This is a genomic window from Pseudomonas fluorescens, from assembly GCF_001307275.1.
In the GTDB taxonomy this organism is placed as follows: domain Bacteria; phylum Pseudomonadota; class Gammaproteobacteria; order Pseudomonadales; family Pseudomonadaceae; genus Aquipseudomonas; species Aquipseudomonas fluorescens_AA.
The window spans coordinates 3,690,989-3,712,428 of sequence record NZ_CP012831.1 but is presented as its reverse complement, the minus strand read 5'-3'; the positions used below and the strand labels follow the sequence as shown (position 1 = coordinate 3,712,428).

At 59.9% G+C, this 21,440-nt stretch carries 17 protein-coding genes, 1 tRNA gene and 2 pseudogenes; 5 read left to right on the top strand and 15 right to left on the bottom strand.

The features are described from left to right. Window positions 1-43: 43 nt before the first annotated feature. The 5 genes and pseudogenes from AO356_RS16435 to AO356_RS16420 form a co-directional block, all read right to left on the bottom strand. Window positions 44-2,269 (bottom strand): OsmC domain/YcaO domain-containing protein, encoded by a 2,226-nt coding sequence (locus tag AO356_RS16435; protein WP_060740640.1) that lies wholly within the window; start codon window positions 2,267-2,269, stop codon window positions 44-46. Window positions 2,270-2,320: 51 nt separating this feature from the next. Further along, window positions 2,321-2,863: pseudogene (locus AO356_RS33410) on the bottom strand (methyl-accepting chemotaxis protein); the annotation flags it as partial. Between the two features lie 429 nt (window positions 2,864-3,292). Next, a pseudogene (locus AO356_RS33405) lies at window positions 3,293-4,267 on the bottom strand (PDC sensor domain-containing protein); the annotation flags it as partial. 737 nt (window positions 4,268-5,004) lie between these two features. Next, on the bottom strand, window positions 5,005-6,066 hold the full coding sequence (locus tag AO356_RS16425; RefSeq protein ID WP_060743133.1) for an ankyrin repeat domain-containing protein: 1,062 nt from the start codon (window positions 6,064-6,066) through the stop codon (window positions 5,005-5,007). A 66-nt stretch (window positions 6,067-6,132) separates the two neighbouring features. Next, window positions 6,133-7,350 (bottom strand): MFS transporter, encoded by a 1,218-nt coding sequence (locus tag AO356_RS16420; protein WP_060740638.1) that lies wholly within the window; start codon window positions 7,348-7,350, stop codon window positions 6,133-6,135. A gap of 332 nt (window positions 7,351-7,682) precedes the next feature. On the opposite strand from AO356_RS16420, the gene AO356_RS16415 reads away from it, so the two are divergent. Both AO356_RS16415 and AO356_RS16410 read left to right on the top strand, forming a co-directional pair. Further along, complete coding sequence (locus AO356_RS16415) at window positions 7,683-9,740, top strand: methyl-accepting chemotaxis protein (protein ID WP_060740637.1); 2,058 nt, start codon at window positions 7,683-7,685, stop codon at window positions 9,738-9,740. A 103-nt stretch (window positions 9,741-9,843) separates the two neighbouring features. Beyond that, window positions 9,844-9,920, top strand: a tRNA-Met gene (locus AO356_RS16410). A 61-nt stretch (window positions 9,921-9,981) separates the two neighbouring features. Here the strand turns inward: AO356_RS16410 and AO356_RS16405 are convergent. Beyond that, the gene (locus AO356_RS16405; RefSeq protein ID WP_060740636.1) at window positions 9,982-10,896 is read right to left on the bottom strand and encodes a LysR substrate-binding domain-containing protein; all 915 of its coding nucleotides are present in this window, start codon (window positions 10,894-10,896) and stop codon (window positions 9,982-9,984) included. A gap of 112 nt (window positions 10,897-11,008) precedes the next feature. Here AO356_RS16405 and AO356_RS16400 point away from each other — a divergent pair, with 112 nt between their 5' ends. Genes AO356_RS16400 through AO356_RS16390 form a run of 3 tightly spaced genes read left to right on the top strand, consistent with a single transcriptional unit; the run spans window position 11,009 to window position 13,065 of the window. Next, window positions 11,009-11,365, top strand: coding sequence for a hypothetical protein (locus AO356_RS16400; RefSeq protein WP_060740635.1), 357 nt, complete (start codon window positions 11,009-11,011; stop codon window positions 11,363-11,365). Continuing rightward, a complete protein-coding gene (locus AO356_RS16395; RefSeq protein WP_060740634.1) occupies window positions 11,365-12,291 on the top strand; it encodes a DMT family transporter in 927 nt (308 codons plus the stop codon). Before AO356_RS16400 ends, AO356_RS16395 begins: the two co-directional genes overlap by 1 nt. A 45-nt stretch (window positions 12,292-12,336) precedes the next feature. Next, complete coding sequence (locus AO356_RS16390; protein ID WP_081015370.1) at window positions 12,337-13,065, top strand: helix-turn-helix transcriptional regulator; 729 nt, start codon at window positions 12,337-12,339, stop codon at window positions 13,063-13,065. On the opposite strand, the gene AO356_RS16385 is transcribed toward AO356_RS16390, so the two are convergent. From AO356_RS16385 to AO356_RS16345, 9 genes are all read right to left on the bottom strand, one after another. Further along, a complete protein-coding gene (locus AO356_RS16385; protein WP_060740632.1) occupies window positions 13,052-13,750 on the bottom strand; it encodes a 4'-phosphopantetheinyl transferase family protein in 699 nt (232 codons plus the stop codon). The two genes, AO356_RS16390 and AO356_RS16385, sit on opposite strands and share 14 nt — an antisense overlap. After that, window positions 13,747-14,118, bottom strand: a complete 372-nt coding sequence (locus tag AO356_RS16380) for a hypothetical protein (protein WP_152032426.1) — start codon at window positions 14,116-14,118, stop codon at window positions 13,747-13,749. The genes AO356_RS16385 and AO356_RS16380 overlap by 4 nt, the downstream gene beginning before the upstream one ends. A 10-nt stretch (window positions 14,119-14,128) precedes the next feature. Next, window positions 14,129-15,532: a hypothetical protein gene (locus AO356_RS16375; RefSeq protein ID WP_152032425.1), complete on the bottom strand. Its 1,404-nt coding sequence runs from the start codon at window positions 15,530-15,532 to the stop codon at window positions 14,129-14,131. A gap of 62 nt (window positions 15,533-15,594) precedes the next feature. Further along, a complete protein-coding gene (locus AO356_RS16370; protein ID WP_060740629.1) occupies window positions 15,595-16,152 on the bottom strand; it encodes an RBBP9/YdeN family alpha/beta hydrolase in 558 nt (185 codons plus the stop codon). After that, window positions 16,142-17,854, bottom strand: a complete 1,713-nt coding sequence (cmlS, locus tag AO356_RS16365) for a chloramphenicol-biosynthetic FADH2-dependent halogenase CmlS (protein ID WP_060740628.1) — start codon at window positions 17,852-17,854, stop codon at window positions 16,142-16,144. Before cmlS ends, AO356_RS16370 begins: the two co-directional genes overlap by 11 nt. Window positions 17,855-17,869: 15 nt before the next feature. Continuing rightward, the gene (locus tag AO356_RS16360; protein WP_060740627.1) at window positions 17,870-18,490 is read right to left on the bottom strand and encodes a hypothetical protein; all 621 of its coding nucleotides are present in this window, start codon (window positions 18,488-18,490) and stop codon (window positions 17,870-17,872) included. Next, on the bottom strand, window positions 18,487-19,854 hold the full coding sequence (locus tag AO356_RS16355; RefSeq protein WP_060740626.1) for an ANL family adenylate-forming protein: 1,368 nt from the start codon (window positions 19,852-19,854) through the stop codon (window positions 18,487-18,489). The genes AO356_RS16360 and AO356_RS16355 overlap by 4 nt, the downstream gene beginning before the upstream one ends. Next, complete coding sequence (locus tag AO356_RS16350; RefSeq protein ID WP_203225754.1) at window positions 19,851-20,534, bottom strand: SDR family NAD(P)-dependent oxidoreductase; 684 nt, start codon at window positions 20,532-20,534, stop codon at window positions 19,851-19,853. The genes AO356_RS16355 and AO356_RS16350 overlap by 4 nt, the downstream gene beginning before the upstream one ends. 13 nt (window positions 20,535-20,547) lie before the next feature. Further along, window positions 20,548-21,432, bottom strand: coding sequence for a hypothetical protein (locus AO356_RS16345; protein WP_060740624.1), 885 nt, complete (start codon window positions 21,430-21,432; stop codon window positions 20,548-20,550). Between the last annotated feature and the right edge of the window lie 8 nt (window positions 21,433-21,440).

The following is a 21,440-nucleotide window of genomic DNA, read 5'->3' as shown; positions in this document are numbered from 1 at the left end:
TCTCGGGGTTCGGAAAAAACCGAACCCTATGCAAGCGCTGAGTTTAGCCAAGCGACGGGGCGAGCCCCGAAGATAAAGCCGACACATTGGCCCGCGCCGCGTGCAGTTTTTTGTAGCTGTCGATCAGGCGCAGGTGTCTATCGAGACCCTCCAGCTTCATGCTGGTCGGCGTCAAGCCATGGAAGCGCACGCTGCCGTCCACCGAGCCGATCGCCGCATCCATCCGCTCGTTGCCAAACATCCGACGGAAATTGGCCTCGTAGTCTTCCAGTTCCAGGTCTTCGTCCAGCTTCATCTCCAGCACCACATTCACGGCCTGGTAGAACAACCCGCGCTCAACCGTGTTGTCGTTGTACTGCAGGAAGGTTTCCACCGCTTCCTTCGCCTCTTCGAACTGCTGCAAGGCCAGATAGATCAGCAGCTTCAACTCCAGGATCGTCAACTGGCCCCAAGCCGTGTTGTCATCGAACTCGATGCCGATCAAGGTGGTGATGTCGGTGTAGTCGTCCAGCTCGCTTTCCACCAGACGCTCGACCAGCGCTTGCAGTTCGTCTTCGTCCAGGCGATGCAGGTTCAGGATGTCGGCGCGGAAAAACAGCGCTTTGTTGGTGTTATCCCAGATCAGATCGTCCACGGGATAGATTTCCGAATAGCCCGGCACCAGGATACGGCACGCTTTCGCGCCGATATGCTCGTAGACCGCCATGTACACTTGCTTGCCCATGCCTTCGAGAATGCCGAACAAGGTCGCGGCTTCCTCGGCATTCGAGTTTTCACCCTGGCCGGAGAAGTCCCACTCCACGAATTCGTAATCTGACTTGGCACTGAAGAAGCGCCACGACACCACGCCGCTGGAGTCGATGAAGTGCTCGACGAAGTTATTCGGCTCGGTCACCGCATGACCTTCGAACGTCGGCTGGGGCAAGTCGTTGAGACCTTCGAAACTGCGGCCCTGCAACAATTCGGTCAGGCTGCGCTCCAGCGCCACTTCCAGGCTCGGGTGTGCGCCGAACGAGGCAAACACACCGCCGGTACGCGGGTTCATCAACGTGACGCACATCACCGGGAATTCGCCCCCCAGGGAGGCATCCTTCACCAGGACGGGGAACCCCTGCTCTTCCAGCGCCTGAATACCGGCCATGATTCCCGGGTACTTCGCCAGCACGTTGGCCGGTACATCCGGCAGTGCGAATTCACCTTCGATGATCTCGCGTTTGACCGCGCGCTCGAAAATTTCCGACAGGCATTGCACCTGAGCTTCGGCCAGCGTGTTACCGGCGCTCATGCCGTTGCTCAGGAACACGTTTTCAATCAGATTGGACGGAAAATACACCACCTCGCCGTCCGACTGGCGCACGTACGGCAGCGAGCAGATGCCGCGCTCTTCATTACCCGAGTTGGTATCGATCAGGTGGGAGCCACGCAGCTCGCCGTCGCGGTTGTAGATGTTCAGGCAGTACGCGTCGAGGATTTCCGCCGGCAGCGCATCTTTACGGCCAGGCTTGAACCAGCGCTCGTCCGGGTAATGCACAAACGCCGCGTTGGCGATGTCTTCGCCCCAGAACTGATCGTTGTAGAAAAAATTGCAGTTCAGTCGCTCGATAAACTCGCCCAACGCCGACGCCAGTGCGCTCTCTTTGGTCGCGCCCTTGCCATTGGTAAAACACATCGGCGAGTGGGCATCGCGAATATGCAGCGACCACACATTGGGCACGATATTGCGCCACGAAGCGATCTCGATCTTCATGCCCAGGTCGGCCAAAATACCCGACATATTGGCGATGGTCTGCTCCAGCGGCAGGTCCTTGCCGGCGATATAGGTGCCGGCTTGGGAAACCGAATTGGGCATCAGCAACGCCTGGGCATCGGCGTCGAGGTTTTCCACCTCTTCAATGACAAACTCAGGCCCGGCTTGCACGACCTTCTTCACCGTGCAACGGTCGATGGAACGCAAAATGCCTTGGCGGTCTTTGTCGCTGATATCCGCCGGCAGCTCGACCTGGATCTTGAAGATCTGGTTGTAGCGATTTTCCGGATCGACAATATTGTTCTGCGACAGGCGAATGTTATCGGTGGGAATATTGCGTGTCTGGCAATACAACTTCACAAAGTAAGCCGCGCACAACGCCGACGAAGCCAGGAAGTAATCGAACGGCCCGGGGGCCGAGCCGTCGCCCTTGTAGCGGATAGGTTGATCGGCCACCACCGTAAAGTCATCAAACTTGGCTTCAAGTCGAAGGTTGTCGAGAAAGTTGACCTTGATTTCCATACGGGATTACCAGCATCACGAGCAAAAAATAGGCGGCCATTATCCGCTTTTTCAATCGGAAGTCTTGTGCTTTAGCCCACCCCTTTTGACTTTGAAACGTCCCAGCACACGCTGCATCAGTGAGGCCCGCTCCGAAAGATCCTTGGCCGCCACCGCGCACTCTTGCGAGTTGGACTGGTTTTTCTGCGTCACTTCATCGATCTGCTCCAAGCCGATGCTGGCCTGCTGCAAACCCGAAGCCTGCTCGCTGGAGGCCTGGTAGATCAGCGAAACCAGGTTGGAAACCGCGCTGGTTCCGTGGACGATGTTTTTCAGCGATTCGGCGGTCCGGCCGGCGATGATCATGCCGCGCTGGGTCTTGCTCGAGGAATCAGCGATCAACGCGGCCGTCTGTTGGGCGGCCTCGGCGCTGCGGGCGGCCAGGCTGCGCACTTCGTCGGCGACGACGGCAAAACCGCGCCCAAGCTCACCCGCCCGGGCGGCTTCGATCGCCGCGTTCAGGGCCAACAGATTGGTTTGAGCGGCAATGTTGTCGATGGTGGTGATGATCGCGGTGATGTCCTTGCCCGAGTTGTCGATTTCAGCCATCGCGGCAATCAGCTCGCTCATCAATTTATCGCTCTCCCCCGCATCGGCGCGCGAGGCCTGGGATTGCTCATCGGCTTTCTTGGCGTTGGCGGCGTTGTCCCGGGTCTGCGCAGCCATCTGCGTCATCACCGCGCTGATTTCGGTAATGGACGACGCGGAGTTCGACGCACCATCGGACAACGACTGGCTCAGGTCGGTGACCTGCGCCGAGCTGCCGGTAATCTGGGTGGCGCTGGTCTGCACCTCGGAAATCAGCTGGTTCAGGTTGCTGACCATCTTCTCCAGTGACTTGCCAAGGGTATCGTGGGGCGAAGACAAGCGGACCTCCAGGTCCAGATCACCTTCGGAAATACGCTCGGCCACCCTCACCTGCCGCTGCAGGCTTTCGGACATGTCATTGAGTGCGGCAGACAGTTGCCCGACTTCATCCTCGGATTGCTGCACCAGGCGGCGCGAGAAATCGCCCAGGCTGATGTTGGCGGCCAACGCCGCGGCCTCACGAATCGGCCCGACGATTTTCGCCGTGGCGAACCAGAGGGCGACCAACGCCAACAGGGAAATGCCCAGCCCTACCGACACTTGCCAGATGCTGTTGCTGATACTGCGCGCTTGCAACTCCTGCTCCAGGGCGATGGCCTGGGCCATGACCACGGCCTTGGGCAAACGAATCAACACCGCCCAGGGCTTGCCCGTGCGACCGAGGGCAATGGGCATCAGCACTTCGATATTCTGGGTTTGCGGATTGAGCTGGCCGTCACCCCGACCGCCCTGGATATCGCTGAGCACTTTTTCCCAAGACTCAGGCAACAGAGCCTTGATGGATTGCCCGATCAGGTCGGTGCGCTGGCTGTCCGCGACCACCAAGCCCTGGTTACTCAAGATCGAAACCGTGCCTTTGCCGCCGTAGAGTTCGGCAGACATCTGTTCGCTGAGTTTCTGGATAAAGGCGATATCGAAGTCAGCCCCGACCACACCGTAGAACTTGCCGTTGGCCACGATTGGCACCGACAGGGTGGTCAGCCAGACGTTCTTGCCCTGGACCACATAGGGAATGGGATCGAGCACACTCTCCTTCAGGGTGTCGCGCGGGCCGCTGTACCAGCCGCCCTTGGGCACGCCGTTGGGATGACGATCCGGGGAGTCATACTCGACCAATGGCTGCACCGCGACATGACCGTCGGCGCTGCGAGTCCAGTAAGGCGTGAAGCGTCCCGTCAGGGGATTATTGCCGTCGGTAGCGTTACGGAACGCCGGATCCTGGCCGTCCAACGCATTGGGTTCCCAGCAGGAGTAGGTGCCGTTGAAGTCCGGGTTATCCTTGAGGACGCTGAGCAATACGCTGTTGATCTGCTCACGCCCCAACGCCAAGGGACTTTGCGCGGCCTTGCTGGCGGCAAAGGTGTTGGCCATGGTGCGGGCGGCGTCCAGCGCATTCTGCAACTTGGCCTGGATGGCATTGGCACGGGACTCGGCGAGGTTCTGGATTTCCCGGATCGTTGACTTTTCAACCAGCGCCGAGACTTCGGAAGCGACGTATTGCTCATTGGTCCGAGCGGTAAAGAGCCCGTAGACAACCAGGCTGATGGATGAAACAAACAGGCAAATGCCTGCCGTGACACAAATGCGTGCCTGCAATGACTTGAACTTCATATCATCCCCTACCTGATTCTATTTATTGCCAACGCTAAAGACGACGGCCTTTAACTTGTGCACGACGCGGCAAATAACAATCGATCACGGCTGTTTACGCTGTCCACAAGGCAATCGCCTTGAAAGGGCACAGCGATGCAGCGCTTTATAAGTATTTGAATCGTGGCAGGTTGGGGCGTAAATCCGCTCTATCCACCTGAAAAGCAGCTAGAGGTATTCAAATCAAGAACCGAAGGCCTTAAGTGCCAGGGCAATAAGGGCGATAGGTGGAAAGAATGCACGATCCCTGCTTTTCCAGTAACCCTGGGGTCACTCTTGAATAATCTCGCAGAATCCATTCAGACCAATAACCACAGCCACAAATTAACACGACCGACTTTTGTACAAAATCGAACTTAGGCGTTATACAAAACAGTACTTTGGTCGTAATTCAACACCGACGCACGAGGTATCACGCCGGGCTATTCGCTCCTGAAGGGGCGGGACGCGCCGTCGCGTCACCTGCTGTAGGAAGGCGCCGCCAATGGCACCGGCTGCGGGTTGGCGATCACCCAATGCACGGCCAACTCACAGAGACGATCAGTCTGCTCGGCGTTATCGTTGCCACCCCGCAAAACAGCAGCCATCGCCCGGGCTTCAGCGAGGTCGGCCTCAGGCAAGGGCACGGCGCTGCCCAGATGGTCAACCAGAGCCACCAACATCGCTTTGAAATCGGCGTCCCAGTTGGCCGATCCGTTGTGGTGAATCTCTCGGGAGATACGGCCACTGATGCGGATCACCTCACCCTGCGCCGTCGCTGCGGCGCCTGAGGATGGCACCAGCAGCTCCCACAATTGCTGATGCTGGTCTGGCCAGCCACTGGCCGTCACGACGATGGCGACCTGACCGTCGTGAACCTTGCGAGAAGCAACGGGCGCGACGTCGAAAAGGCGATAGAGACGGGTCAAGGCAGCGTCCGTTGCTTCGAGGTAGTCCGGGTTGAAAGAGGCCCGGTGAAATTCGAATTCACGGCCGATGCGCTGCACTTCAGCGAGCATACCGTCATCGCATTGCAGCCCTGCCGCCAGCAGCGTCTGGGCGATTTTCGCGGTGGCTTCGATATCGGCATTGCGGGTAGTGGCCAGGGCAATATGCAGGACACCGTGCCCCTGTCGACTCTTGGCATCGACATTGGCGCCACGGCGGATCAGGGCCGCGATGGCCTCGGCTTTGTGGCTGTTGGCCGCGGCATGCAACGGCGTGTAGCCCTGATAATCCTGCGCCTCGATATCGGCGCCCAAATCCAGCAGCAGATCGATACCCCCGATCCAACTCGAACTGCGATGGTGCAGGGGCGTTCGTTGGTAAGTGTCACGGGCATTGATATCGGCGCCCTGCTCCACCAGCCAGCGGGCCAGTGCGTCGGGACAGTTGTAAAAGCCCAGCGCGGTGCTTTTGCTGTAGCCGCCAGTGGCTTCAAGCTCGCACGCCTCGAACACGGCGACCAGCTCGGCAAACGAGGCCTGTTCCAGCAACTGACCGAAATCCTTCGGCAGTGTCTTGCGTTTACGCTTACCCATGGCGGCGGTCACCGTTCTGATCAAAAGATTTTTCAGCATGAAACTCAACGGCTATCTGGAGGCGGATCAGACTTTTTTAGTCCTCGGCAAGAAAATCGCCAACACCCCGAGTAACGGCAAGAACGAGCACAACCAATACACGTACTCAATGCCACGGATGTCCGCCAGATGCCCCAGCAGCGCGGCGCCAATCCCGCCGAAGCCAAACATCAGCCCGAAGAACACGCCGGCGATCATCCCGACATTGCCCGGCACCAGTTCCTGGGCGTACACGACGATGGCCGAGAACGCCGAAGCGAGGATGAAGCCGATGACCACGCTGAGGATGCTGGTCCACAGCAGGTCGACGTGAGGCAGAATCAGGGTGAACGGCGCCACACCGAGGATCGAGAACCAGATCACCGCCTTGCGCCCGATCCTGTCGCCAATCGGTCCGCCAAAAAAGGTCCCCGCCGCCACTGCGCCGAGGAACAGGAACAGATACAACTGCGAAGAGGCCACCGACAGGTCGAACTTCTCGATCAGATAGAACGTGAAGTAGCTGGTAAAACTGGCCATGTAGAAGTACTTGGAAAACACCAGCAGCCCCAGCACCACCAGCGCGCTCAAGACCCGCCCCTTGGATAGGCCATGGGTGGCCGCCTGGCCTTGCTTGAGCTTGAACAGGTTCAAGTGGTTGGCGTACCAGCGGCTGATGCGGTACAGCACGAACAGCGCAAACAGGGCGAACAACCCGAACCAGGCCACATTGCCTTGCCCGTAGGGAATGATGATCGCCGCCGCCAGCAGCGGGCCGAAGGCAGAGCCGGCGTTACCGCCCACCTGGAACGTCGATTGCGCCAGCCCGTAGCGCCCACCCGAAGCCAGTCGTGCCACCCGCGATGCTTCCGGGTGGAAGGTCGACGAGCCGATACCGATCAATGCCGCCGCCAATAGGATCAAGGCAAAACTGCCGACCATGGACATCATCACAATGCCGATCAACGTGCACACCGTCCCGGCCGGCAGCAGCCAGGGCTTGGGATGGCGATCCGTGTGATAGCCGACCCAGGGCTGCAACAAAGATGCGGTCAACTGGAACGTCAGGGTGATCAGGCCAACCTGGGTGAAGGTCAGGCCATAGCTGTCCTTGAGCATCGGGTAGATCGAGGGCAGCACGGCCTGAATCAAATCGTTGATCAGGTGCGCCAGCGCCACGGCGCCGATGATGCGCATGACCAACGGGCTGCTTTGCGCCGGGGCGGCAACGGATGGGGTGGCGGCTTGGGTATTGCTGATAGCCATGGGAGTTTCCATACGACAGAGGGTGCACATGGGCAGGTGCGTCAATGTGCCATTTTTCGGTGCGACAAGGCTATCCCCTTAGCTTGCTATCGACCTTGAAAAATTTGTCGAATTCCAAAGTGATAGCCCAACGCCATGGTCTGAATCTTGCCTTGTTAATGAGCTATAACGCGGCTCCTTACAAAGGAGACCGAGAATGGGAAGTTTCGCTACAGAGCTGGCCTATCAAGCCGATTTGGACAAACTTTCGAGGCCTTTTAAAAGGGCACCCGTTTTAGCACTGTGTAAAAAACGCACAAAAACAGTGCAGGGGTATCCAGGGGAGTATGGGCATGCAGGCTTTTCTATCACCGGGAATCAGGTTGTTGGGGCGTTTCGGCTTCGCCCGCAAATTCCAATTGCTGTTCCTGCTTTTTATCCTGCCGCTCATGGGCAGCCTGTGGCTGATCGGCCAGGACTATCGCGACAAGCTCAGCCTGATTTCCGGAGAACGCGCCGGGGTTCGCCAATTGCTGGCCCTGGATAATCTCGACAACCTGCTCACCGCCCAGCGCAACCGCGCCGCCCGCTGGCGCGCCACCGAGACCAATCGGCAGCCGACACCCGCGACGCTGGCCGCCATGGCGGCGTACGAAGCGGTGCAACCCGCCCTCAACCAAGCCGCCAGTGACCTGGCCAATACCCTGCAAACCGAAGGAGTCGAACCCGATACCCTCGCCCGCTATCAAACCCTGCAAACCAGCCTCAACGGTCTGGACTCCAAGAGCCTGGGCAGCGTGGGTTGGTGGCCGGACGGCTACGACCGTTTCACCGCGGCCCTCAGCGCCCTGCAAGCCTTGCGCGAACAAATGGTCATGGACAACCGCCTGACCCTCGCCTCCTGGCTGGAAACCTACCTGCTGACCCAGATTTCGACCCAGCAGACACCGGACCTGATCGAACGGGTCGGCCGGCTGGCCAGCGTTGGCCAGGCCTCCGTGGTGTCGGGGCAGTTCACGCTGCAGAGTCGCCTGCAACTGCGGGACCTGCGCAGCCGTATCGGTGATGCCCGGGACCAACTGGTCAAGACCGGCGCATTGCTGGAAACCCGCCTGCCCAGCGATCTGCAAACCTGGGCCGGACAATTCCAAGGCAGCCTCAAGCACTTGGACGCCGGCCTGAAAGTGCTGGATGACGGCGTGTTCGGTGGCGCCATCAACCTGAAGCCGGAAGACTTCGAAAAACACATGGACGCCCTCCTCACCGACCTGGCGACCCTGCGGCAACAATCACTGGTGGCACTGGATACGCGGCTGGATCACTACCACGGTTCGGCGATTCGCCAGTTCACCCTGGTAGCGACGGTGCTGGGCTGCCTGCTGCTGGCGGCGCTGTATCTTTTTGTGTGCCTGCAAGCGTCGATCCGGCGCAGCGCCAGCGGCATCACCCTGCTGGCCGAGGCCCTGCGCGACGGCAATCTCAGCCTGCAAGTGCCGGTGCAAGGGCGCGATGAACTGGCGGCCATCAGCACCGCTCTCAATGTCGCCGTGGTGCAGTTGCGCAACAGCCTGCTGGGGGTGGACCACGAGACGTTGCAGTTGAGCAATGCCGTGCGCACCCTCAATACCCACTCCAGCGGCGCCCTGGGAGAAGTCGAGGCCCAGCAGATGCAGATCAGCCAGATCGCCGCCGCCGCGACGCAACTGGCCGCCACCTCCCAGGGCGTGGCCAAGAGTTGTGAACAGGCCTCCGATAGTGCCCAGCAGACCCGCCGCATCGCCGCCGACAGCAGTCGCGACAGCCAGCGCACCACGGCGAGCATCCAGCAGCTCAACCAGCGACTCAACGAAACCGCCGCCGCACTGGGACGCGTCAGCGAACAAGGGCAGCAGATCCAACTGGTGGTCGATACCATTCGTGGCGTGGCCGAGCAGACCAATCTTCTGGCCCTCAATGCCGCCATCGAAGCGGCTCGCGCCGGGGAACAGGGCCGTGGTTTCGCCGTGGTGGCCGATGAGGTCCGCAGCCTGTCGCAACGCACCCAGTCCTCCACGCAACAGATTGCCGGCACCGTCGACAGCCTGCGTGCCACGGTCAACGAAGCGGTCAGCCTGATGGAAGCCGCCTGCGGCCAGGCCCAGACCGACGCCCAGGCCGTCACCGGCCTGGGCGAACGGCTGGGAGAAATTGCCAGCGCCGTGCAAAGTGTCACCGACACCTTGGCGCAAATCGCCACCGCCGTGGATGAACAAGCCAGCACCGCCGACGAGGTCAGCGGCAATATCCAGCAGGTCGACCAGGCGGCCATGCGCTTGCTCGAAGGCGCACGGGCCGTGAACGTGGCGGCGGATACCCTGAGCCAGGGAAGCAAGGCCTTGAGTGCCAACACAGGGAGATTTCAGCTCAACTGACAGGGATTTGCGGCGGGGATTGTTAAGCGGTTGAAAGCGCAGAGAAATATTTCAGATTTACGCTTGACACATCTTCGTTACCGGCGAATAATGCGCGCCACTTGGCTACATAGCTCAGTTGGTTAGAGCATAGCATTCATAATGCTGGGGTCCGGGGTTCAAGTCCCTGTGTAGCCACCAAGTACTAAAAACGGCCTATCGAAAGATAGGCCGTTTTTTTATGCCTCGAAAAAAGGATCGCTCAGCAGACCGACAGTCGACGTACCTGGCTGAGCTCTCGCAGATACGACGCAACCTCCTCACCCAGCCATTCGGCAAACTGCTGCCGCTTGGCCTCGACGCGCTCGCGGTCCGGCAGCAGTAGCCAATACGGGTAGGCATACGGCACCGCATGCTCGCTCAACTGCACCAGTTCACCCCGCCCGATGGCGTCATGCACCAGGCTGCGACGCACCAGCGCGATACCCTGCTTGAGTCGCACGGCCTCCAGCACCAGATTCGAATCGTTGCTGCACAGCCCCTTGCGCGTGACCTCGGTGTCCAGCCCCGCCGCCTCGCACCAGGGTTGCCAGGAGTCCATGGTGAAAATGATCGGGCTCGCGACGATCTGCGCCGGCGTATGCGGTAGCTGTCCGCCATTGAAGCCCGGGGAAGCGACAACGATCATTTCGTCGTGAAACAACAGCTGTTTTTCCACCTGCTCCCAGTCGCCCCGCCCCATGCGCACGCTGACGTCCACCGCCTCCTGCGCCAGATTGGTCACGGTGAGACTGGCCTGCAGACGCACCGTGATATGCGGGTAACGCGCCTGGAATCGACCGATGCGCGGCAGCAGCCAGGAGAAGCCGAAGGAAGGCATGACCGCCACCACCAGCTCCGAAGCCTTGGGTTGCGCTTTAACCTGGCGAGTCGCATCGGCGATGTTCTTCAACGACTCACGCACCTGCAACGAGTACAACCGACCGTCTTCAGTGATGCGCAAGGTACGTCCCTCGCGCACGAACAGTGTCACACCCAGCATCTCTTCCAGCACCTTGAGCTGCTGGCTGACCGCCGAATGAGTGACGTGCAGCTCCGTCGCCGCCAAGGTGACACTGGACAAGCGGCTGACAGCTTCGAAACTGCGCAGACAACTGAGGGGAGGGATCGCCGACATGTAAGCCCCGCTAACAATTACTTCAAGAAATTACTGATGTTTTTACCGAAACCGGCCATTTAATGTAAGCGCAGATGTATTTTCCAATGACTTTTTCAGAAGGAAGACCAAGGTGCGTACGTTAACGGTCTCTTTCAGTGCCAATTCCCAGGGGTCATCCGACGGCGAGCCGGACTGGGTCTACATCTATCTTCGCCCGACCGAGCTGATGTCGTTGCACTTGCGCCAGGACATCATTGCTTACGCCCTGAGCGGCAGTCATTGGGTGAGCTGGGAAGGTCGCGACATACTCCTGGAGCAAAGCCAGAGCCTCAGGTTGAGCGCGGGCAAAGCGCTGATCGACGGTACCGGGGTGCTGCAGCTTGCGTTGGCGCCGGCGCCACAGGAAACCATCAAACGCTTGGGCCAATGGCGCATCGCCCCCCTGTTACCGAGCCGGGCCCTGCCGCTGCGGATCGAGATCCGCTGATGGCCCTGTCAGTGGCTGGCGAGGCGACGGGCCTCCATAGCCGACTGGGTTTCGCTGTCACGATCCTGGCGTCCACATTTCTGATGGGCTCAAGCTTCGTGTCGGGCAAGATATTGCTCGAGCAGGGATTCGATCCCTTGATGCTGGTGGGCTGGCGGTTCTTCCTGGCCGCGCTGGCAACCTTGCCGTTGGTATTCATGCAAGGTGGTTCCTGGCGTGCCAACCTGCTCCCACGCCACTTGGACGCCCGGCAGGTGCTGGTGATCGCCATCATCGGCCTTACCCAGACGACGGCCGTGATGAGCCTGCTGTTCCTGGCAATGCGCACCGTCTCGGCCTCCACGGCCGCGATCCTGCTTTTCACCAACCCCGTGTGGGTCGCGGTAGGCAACCGACTGTTCTTCGCGCAACCGCTCAAGGCCAACCGCCTGTTGGGCCTGGTTACAGGCTTGGTCGGCGTAGCGCTGGCCATTGGCGCTGACGTTGCAAAAGACCCACAGCCTGGCGCCTGGATCGGCGTGACGCTGGGTTTGGGCGCCGCCGTCAGTTGGGCCACCGCGACACTGATCATCAAGCGCAACCCGGTGGCGGTCGGCACGTGGACCTTGAGTTTCTGGCAACTGTTCATCGGCGCCCTGGGGGCACTCGCCTGCGCCCTCCTGGCCGGCGAACACTGGCCCGATCACCTCTCGATCCAGCAGTGGGGCTGGTTTGCCTGGCTGGCCATACCGGCCTCGACCGGCTCGTTCGGGCTGTGGTTCGTCGCGCTGAAACAGGCAGACGCTACCAGCACCAGTGGCTGGCTGTTCCTGGCGCCAATGTTCGCGGTGCTGCTGTCCTGGGCCGTACTGGATATCCAACTCTCCGTTTGGCAATGCCTTGGAGGTCTGTTGGTCGCGGCTTCGATCTGGCTGATGAACCGTTGATCCGCATCCTGCGAGCTGAGCCGGCAATCATTGAAAAGGAAATGAATGATGTTATCGCAAGCGCTTGAGTTTCTTCTGGACGGCCCCGGCATCTCGACCAGCAGCGATCTGTTCGATCGCTTGAAAGAACCGGTTCTGCAACTGGGCTTTGGCCGCTATGAACTGCGCCTCAAACCAGACAGAAACGCACGGGAACGCAGCGAGCTGGTTATTGGCGATTACCCACAAGCCTGGCATGAGGCCTACGAACAGGCAGGCTATGTCAGGATCGACCCGGTCATGTTGCACTGCATGCATAACGTCACGCCCATCGTCTGGGCCGAGCGACTGTACAGCTCACCGCAACAACACAGCCTGCGAGCGCTGGCCGTGGCGCACGGCCTGGAGCATGGCGTCACCTTCGCCCTGCACGGCCCGCAAGGCCAGTTCGGGACATTGGGCCTCAATCTCCAGGCACGCGACGCTGATCAGGCGCAAGCGATGATCAGGCACCACATGGGTACGCTATCGATGCTCAGGGACGCAGCCCTGCAAGCCGCCCTGGCCTTGATGGTTCCGCCAGCACCCGTCACCCAGGTCAAGCTGACCCGGCGTGAAAAGGAAATACTGCGCTGGAGTGCCTTTGGCAAGACCAGTTGGGAGATCTCGAATATCTGCTGCTGTTCGGAAGCCAACGTGGACTATCACTTCAAGAATATCCGCCGAAAGTTCAGCGTGACGACGCGTAGCGCCGCCGTTGTCCAGGCCCTGTCGATGCACCTCATTCAGATCTGACACAGCAAGGCATCCGGCCAGGCGCCTGGTGCCAGCTGAAATCGAGTTCTGGCGACCACTCACCGCACAGGGCCAACCGTGAAGGCAACAGATCGGCTGTAAGCACCTCACCGGTGAGTGTGCCGACCCCTCCGGCCAGGCTGAAACTGCGCTGGGAAGGGGCGGCATCTTCGGGGCGACATAAGCACCGCGTATCACCGCGTATCCCACTCCCCCGGTATTTGAGCAGACTCTCGCGCCGGGTCCACAACCACACAAAGTCGGCTTCCCGCGTCCCCTCATCGCGACTCTGGAGCCAGCGACGCTCACTCTCGCAAAAGTATCGACGTACAGCACTGCGCCAGAAGACCGGGGCGGCACCGTCCTCGTAATCAAGGCCCACACGGGACGACCCTACGGCCAGCAGGCCCAGGCGCTGTGCATAAGTCACACTGGCGAATAGCCGGGGATGGGTACAAATGCGCAATTGCCCCGAGGCCTGCTGTTCGATCACCACTCGTTGCGGATCGCACTGCACAAGCCCGGCCACCGTCAGGCGCAGGGCAATGCGTGCGTTGAGGTAACGAACTCGCTGGCGCTCGCCCAAGGTCGCGGCGTGGCGCATCTGCTGTGCATCCAGCACGGCATGCCAAGCGGCATCAGCCTGTGCATGGACCGGGAAGACAACCAACTGCAACGCGCTCATGCAGATTGTTCACGGGCATTGTGACGGACCTGCAACCGGGCATAGAACAAAGCATAGGCTCCCGCCAGGCCCAATACCGGGAGCAGGGTCAGCACCGGGTCCGGCGTGCCGATCATCGTGTGCACGCTCAGCAGCACAGCCGCATAGATCACCATCGCCCAAGCGGCCACTCGCACCGCCACGGCCTGGTGCGGGCTGCGGCCGATCCGGCGGCTGATAAAGGCCGAGAACGCGAAAGTAGCCGCGAAACTGAGCAGCCACTGCGCCAAGGCCGATTGCGCCATGGCCATCCAGGGTAACTGACGGGCGCAGAATGCCACCCAACCGGCGTACAGGGTGGCCGACGCGGTGGAGCTGACAAGCCTCACGACCGAAGGGTTAACCCATGAGTTTCTTGAGCGCACGCGCGATCCCCCGCTTGACCCGTATTCCCGTGGCCGACACCCGGAATTGAGCGGCCAGCTGGCTAATGTGCTGGCGATGCACGCTGTGCCCGATGGTCGGACCGAAAACAAACAGCCACTGGGGCAAATGCCAGTCGAGACGGCTCAGAAGACGGCCAACGTCGAAATACATCACGCGCACGGTTTCACCGCTGTAGGGGTGTTTTTTGCTGATCGGCAGGCATTGCGCCCCTAGTCGGGTGTAGATCGGCACCAGGATATCGATGGCGTCCAGCACGATGTACCGGCTCTGCAAATGCAGGGTAATCCTGCCCAGTTCGCGCAGCAGTGCCAGCATCACGTGATGCCCGGCGTACTCGGGCAAAATGGCGACCCGGGACATCTCGACAAAGCCCCCCGCCCACAACCATTGAGGCAAGGGCGTCGACATCTCGATCTCGCAGCGCTCACGATAGCCGCTGTTGACGACGACACGCCCCGCCCCCACACATTTATTGCCCAGCCGCGCGCAGACCTGGATGGCGTACGGGTCCCATTCATCCCACAAGACTCGCGGATCCTGCACGTCCTCCAGCCGACCGTAGTGACGATTGGCAGCCAGGCGGCACGTCAGCAAATCGTCCATGGCGCCGGTCCCTTCGATAATCGCGACATGGATCAGGCGATCGATGGCCGGACTCTTGCGTAGCGCCACGGGCAGGCTGTCGAAGGAGAAGTGCCGACGCTGGCACAGCAGCATCAACGCCACCGCGGTGCTCGAGGGTTTGTCCAGCACCCGGAAATGACAGAGGAAGCGGCCCTGGTCCTCGAAACGCCCCAGGACCTGCACACGCACCATGGCCAGGCCACTCCAGGGACAGTTGAACTGCAGTTCCAGATCCATGCCCGGCACGATCACTACATCTCGGTCCAGTACCTCGAACACGCCGTTGAGCGGGCTGAGGTAATGCAATTGTACGGTCAGGCGACGATTGAACAGTATGGGGCTTCGCGCCGCCGCCCTGAGTGACGCGTCGGCGCGATCGCGCTCATTCAAGTACGCCGGCCTGGAGCCGCAGCTCACCAGTTCCAGGCAGGGTCGGTCATTGCCTGACCACCGTCCCTGCATGTTCACCGGCACTTGCGGGCGATGCAGGCACTGCTGGAAACACAGCGTCACGGTGAAAGGCTCGGGGTTGGCACTGTAGAGACCGGCCGGCACTTCAAGCACGCAATGCGCCTCGTCCCGGACCGCCAACGTGGCCGGCACACTGTGCCCTTCAAATCGGGCATGCACCGGGATACGGTGGCACTGCCCCTGCGCAACCCCTCGAACCGATGGCGATAATGCGGCGCCAAGCTCATCGCCCGGCAGCACAGACACGGCATTAGCTGACATAGCATCGTCCTGATGGCTTAAAGAAATACAGGCCGCCGTGGCAGCCTGTGTTCAATCGTCACTCAGTGACTCAGTGACCGGGCAAAGGATTGCAAAAGGTTGTAGCCCTGATCCCAGTACCCCAACTGCGACTTCCCATTGATGTGGCCCAGCTCGCCCAGGTTGGTGCAACCGCAACCCAACTGGCGGGCGCTGCGCTGCACGTAATCCAGGTCCCCGTAGGGGTCGTTCTGGCTGGTGATCACCGTGACCGGAAAGTCGACGCTCAGTTGGTCGGCCGGTCGGAAGCCACGGGCCTGCTCCGGAAACTGCTTGCCATTGGGGTCCGGCACCGCGACCAGAAACGCGCCGCGCATCAGGTCCGAGCGATGTCGCACCGCCCACTCCAGGAGCAACAGGCACCCCAGGCTATGGGCGACCACGACCACCGGTCGCTGCTGCCCGGACAACAGCGCCTGCAAATCCGCGACCCACTCCTCGCAGTCCGGGTTATCCCAGTCACGGTGCTCCAGCCACAATGAATCGGGATGCTCGGTGTTCCAATGCCGCTGCCAGTGGGTATCACCGGAGTTGCCGACGCCCGCCAGGAAAAGCCAACTGAACCCCTCGTCATACTTCATATTCGACACCTACCCCATCGAAGCGCAGGCGATCCTGCACCAGCACTCGTTGCCCATGCTTGTCGAAACCATCGAGCAAGCCGGCCTCCATCAGCCGGATCACGAACTGCGAGGAGTTCACCTCCCCCACTTCGTTGAGGCGCACCATCAACTCCTTGTAGCCGAATTTCTGCTCGTAGAGGTCCTTGAACAGTTGCACCAGGGCTTCGCTCACGGTGTACTTGGTCATGTCCTTGCCGGCCCCGTTGGACAGGATCCGCTTGAGGCTCAGCTTGAAGCTCAGGGGCTCGATCTTGAAATAGTCGGCGGTCTCGACCCGGTCGCCCAACCAGTTGAAGCTGGCGATGCGGTTCAACTGTTTGGTCAAGTCGGAGATCCAGCGCACGCGAGCCGGGTTAAGCTCGGCATCCATGAACTCGTCGGTCAACTCATTGCGCTGGTGCCGGCCGATGGCAATCATGGTCGATGCGCGGTCCTTGAAGTCGCCAATCTGCGGGCGGTTCTGTTTTTCCCCGTTGACCAATTGCTCGAACCACTCCTTGCGCTTCAAACGTTCGTCGGCCGACTCGCTGATGCGACGCTTGGTCCAGAACTCGGATTCCGGCTCAGTGAACGAGGCAAACGTGTAGAAGGACGCCAGAAACTCGTGGTACTGGTTGTAGGTCTCGCTGTAGCTGCGGTTGTACCAGGCGTGGACCTTTTCGTTCTGCTCCGGATGCTGCATCAGGTAGTCAATGCTGCTGGCTGCGCTGACCGCCGACTGCGAGGCCAGGTGCACCCCCTGGGAGAACAATGGGTCGGTGAAGCAGGCCGAATCGCCGCACAGGAAAAAGCGGTTGCGGGAGAAGTATTTGGTTTCGTAGGACCAGTCACGCACCAGCTTCACATCCTCGCAACGCTCCACACCGTTGAGGATCGACAGGGCTCGCTCGCTCTTGGCCAGGGTCTTGTCATAAAAAGCATTGAGCCCCATGGCCTTGATATCGGCCAGCTTGCTCTGGTCGACAATAGTACCCACGCTGTAGATACCGTCCTTGAGCGGGATCATCCAGATCCAGCCATCTTCGAAAGTGATCGAGAAAGTGGTGCCATTGAGGTCGTTCTTGAACGGGTCCGGGGTCTTGAAGTACGACCACAAGGCCACGCTTTTGTAGAACTCATCGTACTCACGCAGATCCAGCTTGCGCACCAGCGGGCTATTGCTGCCTGAAGCGTCGATCAGGTAGTCGGCCGTGAATTCGCTGGTCTCGTCCTTGTGCCGTACCGTTACACTGACTTTGTCGGCCTGCTCGGCATCCACATCAATGACGGCCGCCTCCTCGAACACGCGCACACCGCGCTCACGGCAGGTGTCGAGCAGCATCTGGTCAAAGTCCGAGCGCAGAACCTGGATGGCGTGGTCGAACACCCAGTCTTCGGTCTTGGGCGTGCTGAACGAGAAGGTCCACGGCGCTTCGGTCTTGCCCCACAGGAAGGTGGCGGAAGGCTTGAGCACGTAGCCGGCCTGCGCAATCTTTTCACTCAGCCCGAGGCGGTGCAGGATCGACAACGTGCCCGGCAAGAAAGATTCGCCTACGCGGTAGCGCGGGAACTTCTCTTTTTCGAACACCGTCACCTGGTGCCCGAGTTTTTGCAAGGTCAACGCTGCGATACTGCCAGCAGGACCACCACCCATGATAATGACGTGTGCAGACTTGTTCATGCGGGTACTACTCCTTTAGACCAGTTGAAGGATTTTCTGGCGGGCCGTGGATGTGCAGTGCGAATGCGCCGGGATGCACTCGCTGAGGGTGCAACCGGCCTGGATCGTCACATCGTCTTCAATCACCGTCTGGGGCGTGACCACGGTACTGAGCCCGATGAAGCAGCGATTACCGAGGGTCACGCTGTTACCGGCATTGAAATGCGGTGACAGGAAGTTGTTGTCGCCCAACTGCGAATGGTGGCCCACGCTGCAGTGGTAATTGATCATGTTCCAGGAACCGATCCGGGTGTTGACACCCACGTGGCAATCGGCGGCGATGACATTGCCGCGGCTGGTGCGCAGGTCCAACCGATGACGGACGCTGGGGTGGATGAAGTTGGGCGCCAACAAGCGGCCATCGCTGAAGTACGCGTCGATCAGTTGCTGGCGCAAGGCAATATCGGCCACCCCCAGCACGTAGCGATAACGCGGGTCCAGGCCTTGGGCGGGCCACGGCGCGGCAGGGGCGGCATCACCCCCGGCCTCATCCGGCACGATCAGGTGACGCACCACTGCCAACGGCTCGATGTCTTGCAGGTAGGTCGCCAGTTCCAGCGCGAAGCGCCCGGCGCCGAGGATCACGATATCGCTCATGAGAGCACCGCCCGGGTCTTCTTGAACCGATTGGAAAAAGCGATTTCATCGACCTTGTTGACTTTGACGGGCAACTTGTAGGCTTCCAGGCAACTGCCCAGATGCTCGAGCACATGCTGTTTGAGGGCCTTCTTGCTCTCCACGCCTGCGGCCATGACATCCATGTGTACAGCCTGGCCAGTGATCGCATTCGGCACGCCGTAGACCACGCAGTCGTCGATCAGCGAGCTGCGCAGCATCACGTCTTCGATTTCGGTGGGTAGCACCTTAAGCCCCCCGACGTTGATCAGCTCCTTTTGCCGTCCCTGGATCCGCAGATAACCCTCTTCGTTCTGCTCCACCAGATCACCGGTACGGAACCAGCCATCTTCGGTGACGTTATCGGTGTCCTGGTTCAGGTAGCCGACAAACTGGCTGCGGGTCTTGAGCTGCAACTCGCCATCGACAATGCGGTACTGAGTGTTCGCATCGGCCAGCTTGAAAAAGGTGCTGGCCGAGGACTGGCTGACCGTAGCGCTGATACCCGTTTCACTGGTGCCGAATGTTTGCAGCATCTTGGCCTTGGGGAACGCCTGCTGGACCCGTTTGAGCAGGCTTTGCTGCATGCTTTCAGTGCCATAGGTGATCAGCCGTACCGAGGACAGGTCATGCTGTTCGTGATGCCGCCCCATCAGGATCAGGTTAAGGAAGGTAGGGCTGACCGGCAGCACCTTCACCCCATGCCGCGCCACCAGCGCGCAGATCGATTCGGGGGCCCGATCGACCGGCATCACCGCGCACCCGCCCACCGCCAGCGTGTTGAGCAAGGAGTTCAAGCCGCCGATGTGGTCGAACAACAGGAACATCAGGATCGAAAGGGGCTTCTTGCGCTCTTTGCCCAGCTTGGTGTCGATCAGGTCATCCAGGTCATGCAGGATCGCCTTGGGCGCGCCGGTACTGCCGCTGCTCAACAACACCAGGCCTGAGCGCCCCTTCTCCCGCAGCGCGCTGTAGTACTCAGGGCTTTCGTCGGCGACCGGTTGTGCCAGCGAGTGATGCACCCAGGCATCGTCGACGATCTCGATCCGATGCTGACACCGGGCGGCACCTTGCAGGGTTTGCAGGGAACGCTCACTGAGATCGACCAGCGGCGCCACAATATTGCGGTTCAGGTACAAGGCCAGCAGCGCAGCGACGCCAGACACGCTGTAGTCACTGTTGAGGATGACCGCATCCCCCGGTTTGACGCCGTGGTCGACCAGCCAGGCCAGGCACTGCTGCACCTTGGCATGCAGATCGCTGTAGGTGCACTGCTGCTCGCCGTGCAACAGCGCCACGCGCTGCCCCGGTTCAGCCAGCGTTGCCAGCAAGGCATCGCGGCTCATTGCACACCTCCCAGGCTGAGGGTTTCACCCGTCACAAAAGCCGACTGGCTGGAGATAAGAAACGTCAAGGGTCCGATCAGGTCGGTAAACACACAGGGCCTGGCTATCGTCTGGCGCTCAATCATCTTCTGTCTGATCTCTTGAGGAAGTGTGCGGGTCAAAGAGCTTCGGTACAGCGGTAACACCAGGTTATTGATGCGAATGCCAAAAACCGAAAGTTCCTTGCTCAACGTTCGGGTCAGCTGTTCGACAGCGGCTTTGCTGGCGGCATATATCGATTGGCCTGGAATGGCCCAATGGGTCGCCACGGTAGATATATTCACGATGACACCCGGATGCTCGTTCTTCTGCATTAACTTGACGGCTTCGCGGGTAACATTCATCAAGCCAAATACATTGCTCGCAAATAAACCCTGGACCGTCTCGGCAGGCGTCAACTGAAAAGGCGCCATATTGGCTTCACCGGCGTTATTGATCAGCACATCCAGTTGCGCATGACTCAAGCGAATATGCTTGATCATTTTCCTGACCGCACTGGCGTCATTCAAATCCAGACAGAAGTGCGTGTAGCGCTCATGTTCAATTGAACCTTCACCGCGACTGCAACCAATGACGACGTGGCCCTGTTCCAGAAAATACAGCGCCGCTTCTTTACCAACGCCTTTGCGGGTACCGGTCAACAATATAATCATATCAATGCAACTTATATCCGATGAGTAGCGGCAGGCTGTACAGCGGCTTTATCGGTGCATTTGCCAAACTGCCAGAAGCAGGTTTTACCAGTGACGGGACTTCGCGCTTGATCAACCGCACACCGCTCAGGGGATACCCTGCCAGTTCCGCCGCATTACTCACCAGGCACTGAACGCGCATTTGCAGGCATAAGGACAATCGCCAACTGTCGAGACTGCGTGCAAACAACTGCGGGTTGCCGATGAACAGTACCCGACCGATCGGCTCGAACCAGCGCCGGGTCATGCGCTTGACTATCAGGTAGCAGGACTCGCCGGTCACTGAATCGACGATCATCAGGTGCCGACACTCGACCCCCGCGTGATCTCGGAAGACCACGCTTTCCTGCTCGCTCAGCCAGCCCGCGACTCGATGGATATCGGTTTCCAGGCGATAGCGCCGACGTATTTTCAGCGGATTGGGGAAGGGGTACATCAGCACCAGCTCGGTTTCCAGGTCGATAAAGCCGAACTTCTTGCTGATCTCGTACACATCCGGCGTGGGCGTATAGTTGAGCAGCGTGACCTTGCGCATCGACAGTACCGGCAACAACAGCTTCAGGCTTTCCTTGCGGTACTCGACCTGTACATACCAACTATGCAATTCGCAGAAGCGCTGCTGCCCGTTGCAGGGCTGGGTGGTAAACAGCAAACCGAGAAAACCCACCACCACGTCGCCGTCGAGCATCACATAGCCGAAGTAGTCCTCTCCCCCGGACCAGATATCGGCAAACATGCGCTTGCGCACATTTACGCCTATCCAGTTGGAGTTCAAGGTGGACTCGCGCAACAGCTTGCACACCGGGTACATGTCACTGCTCAGCGCTTTACGGACCGTCACGTTCACGTCGATGC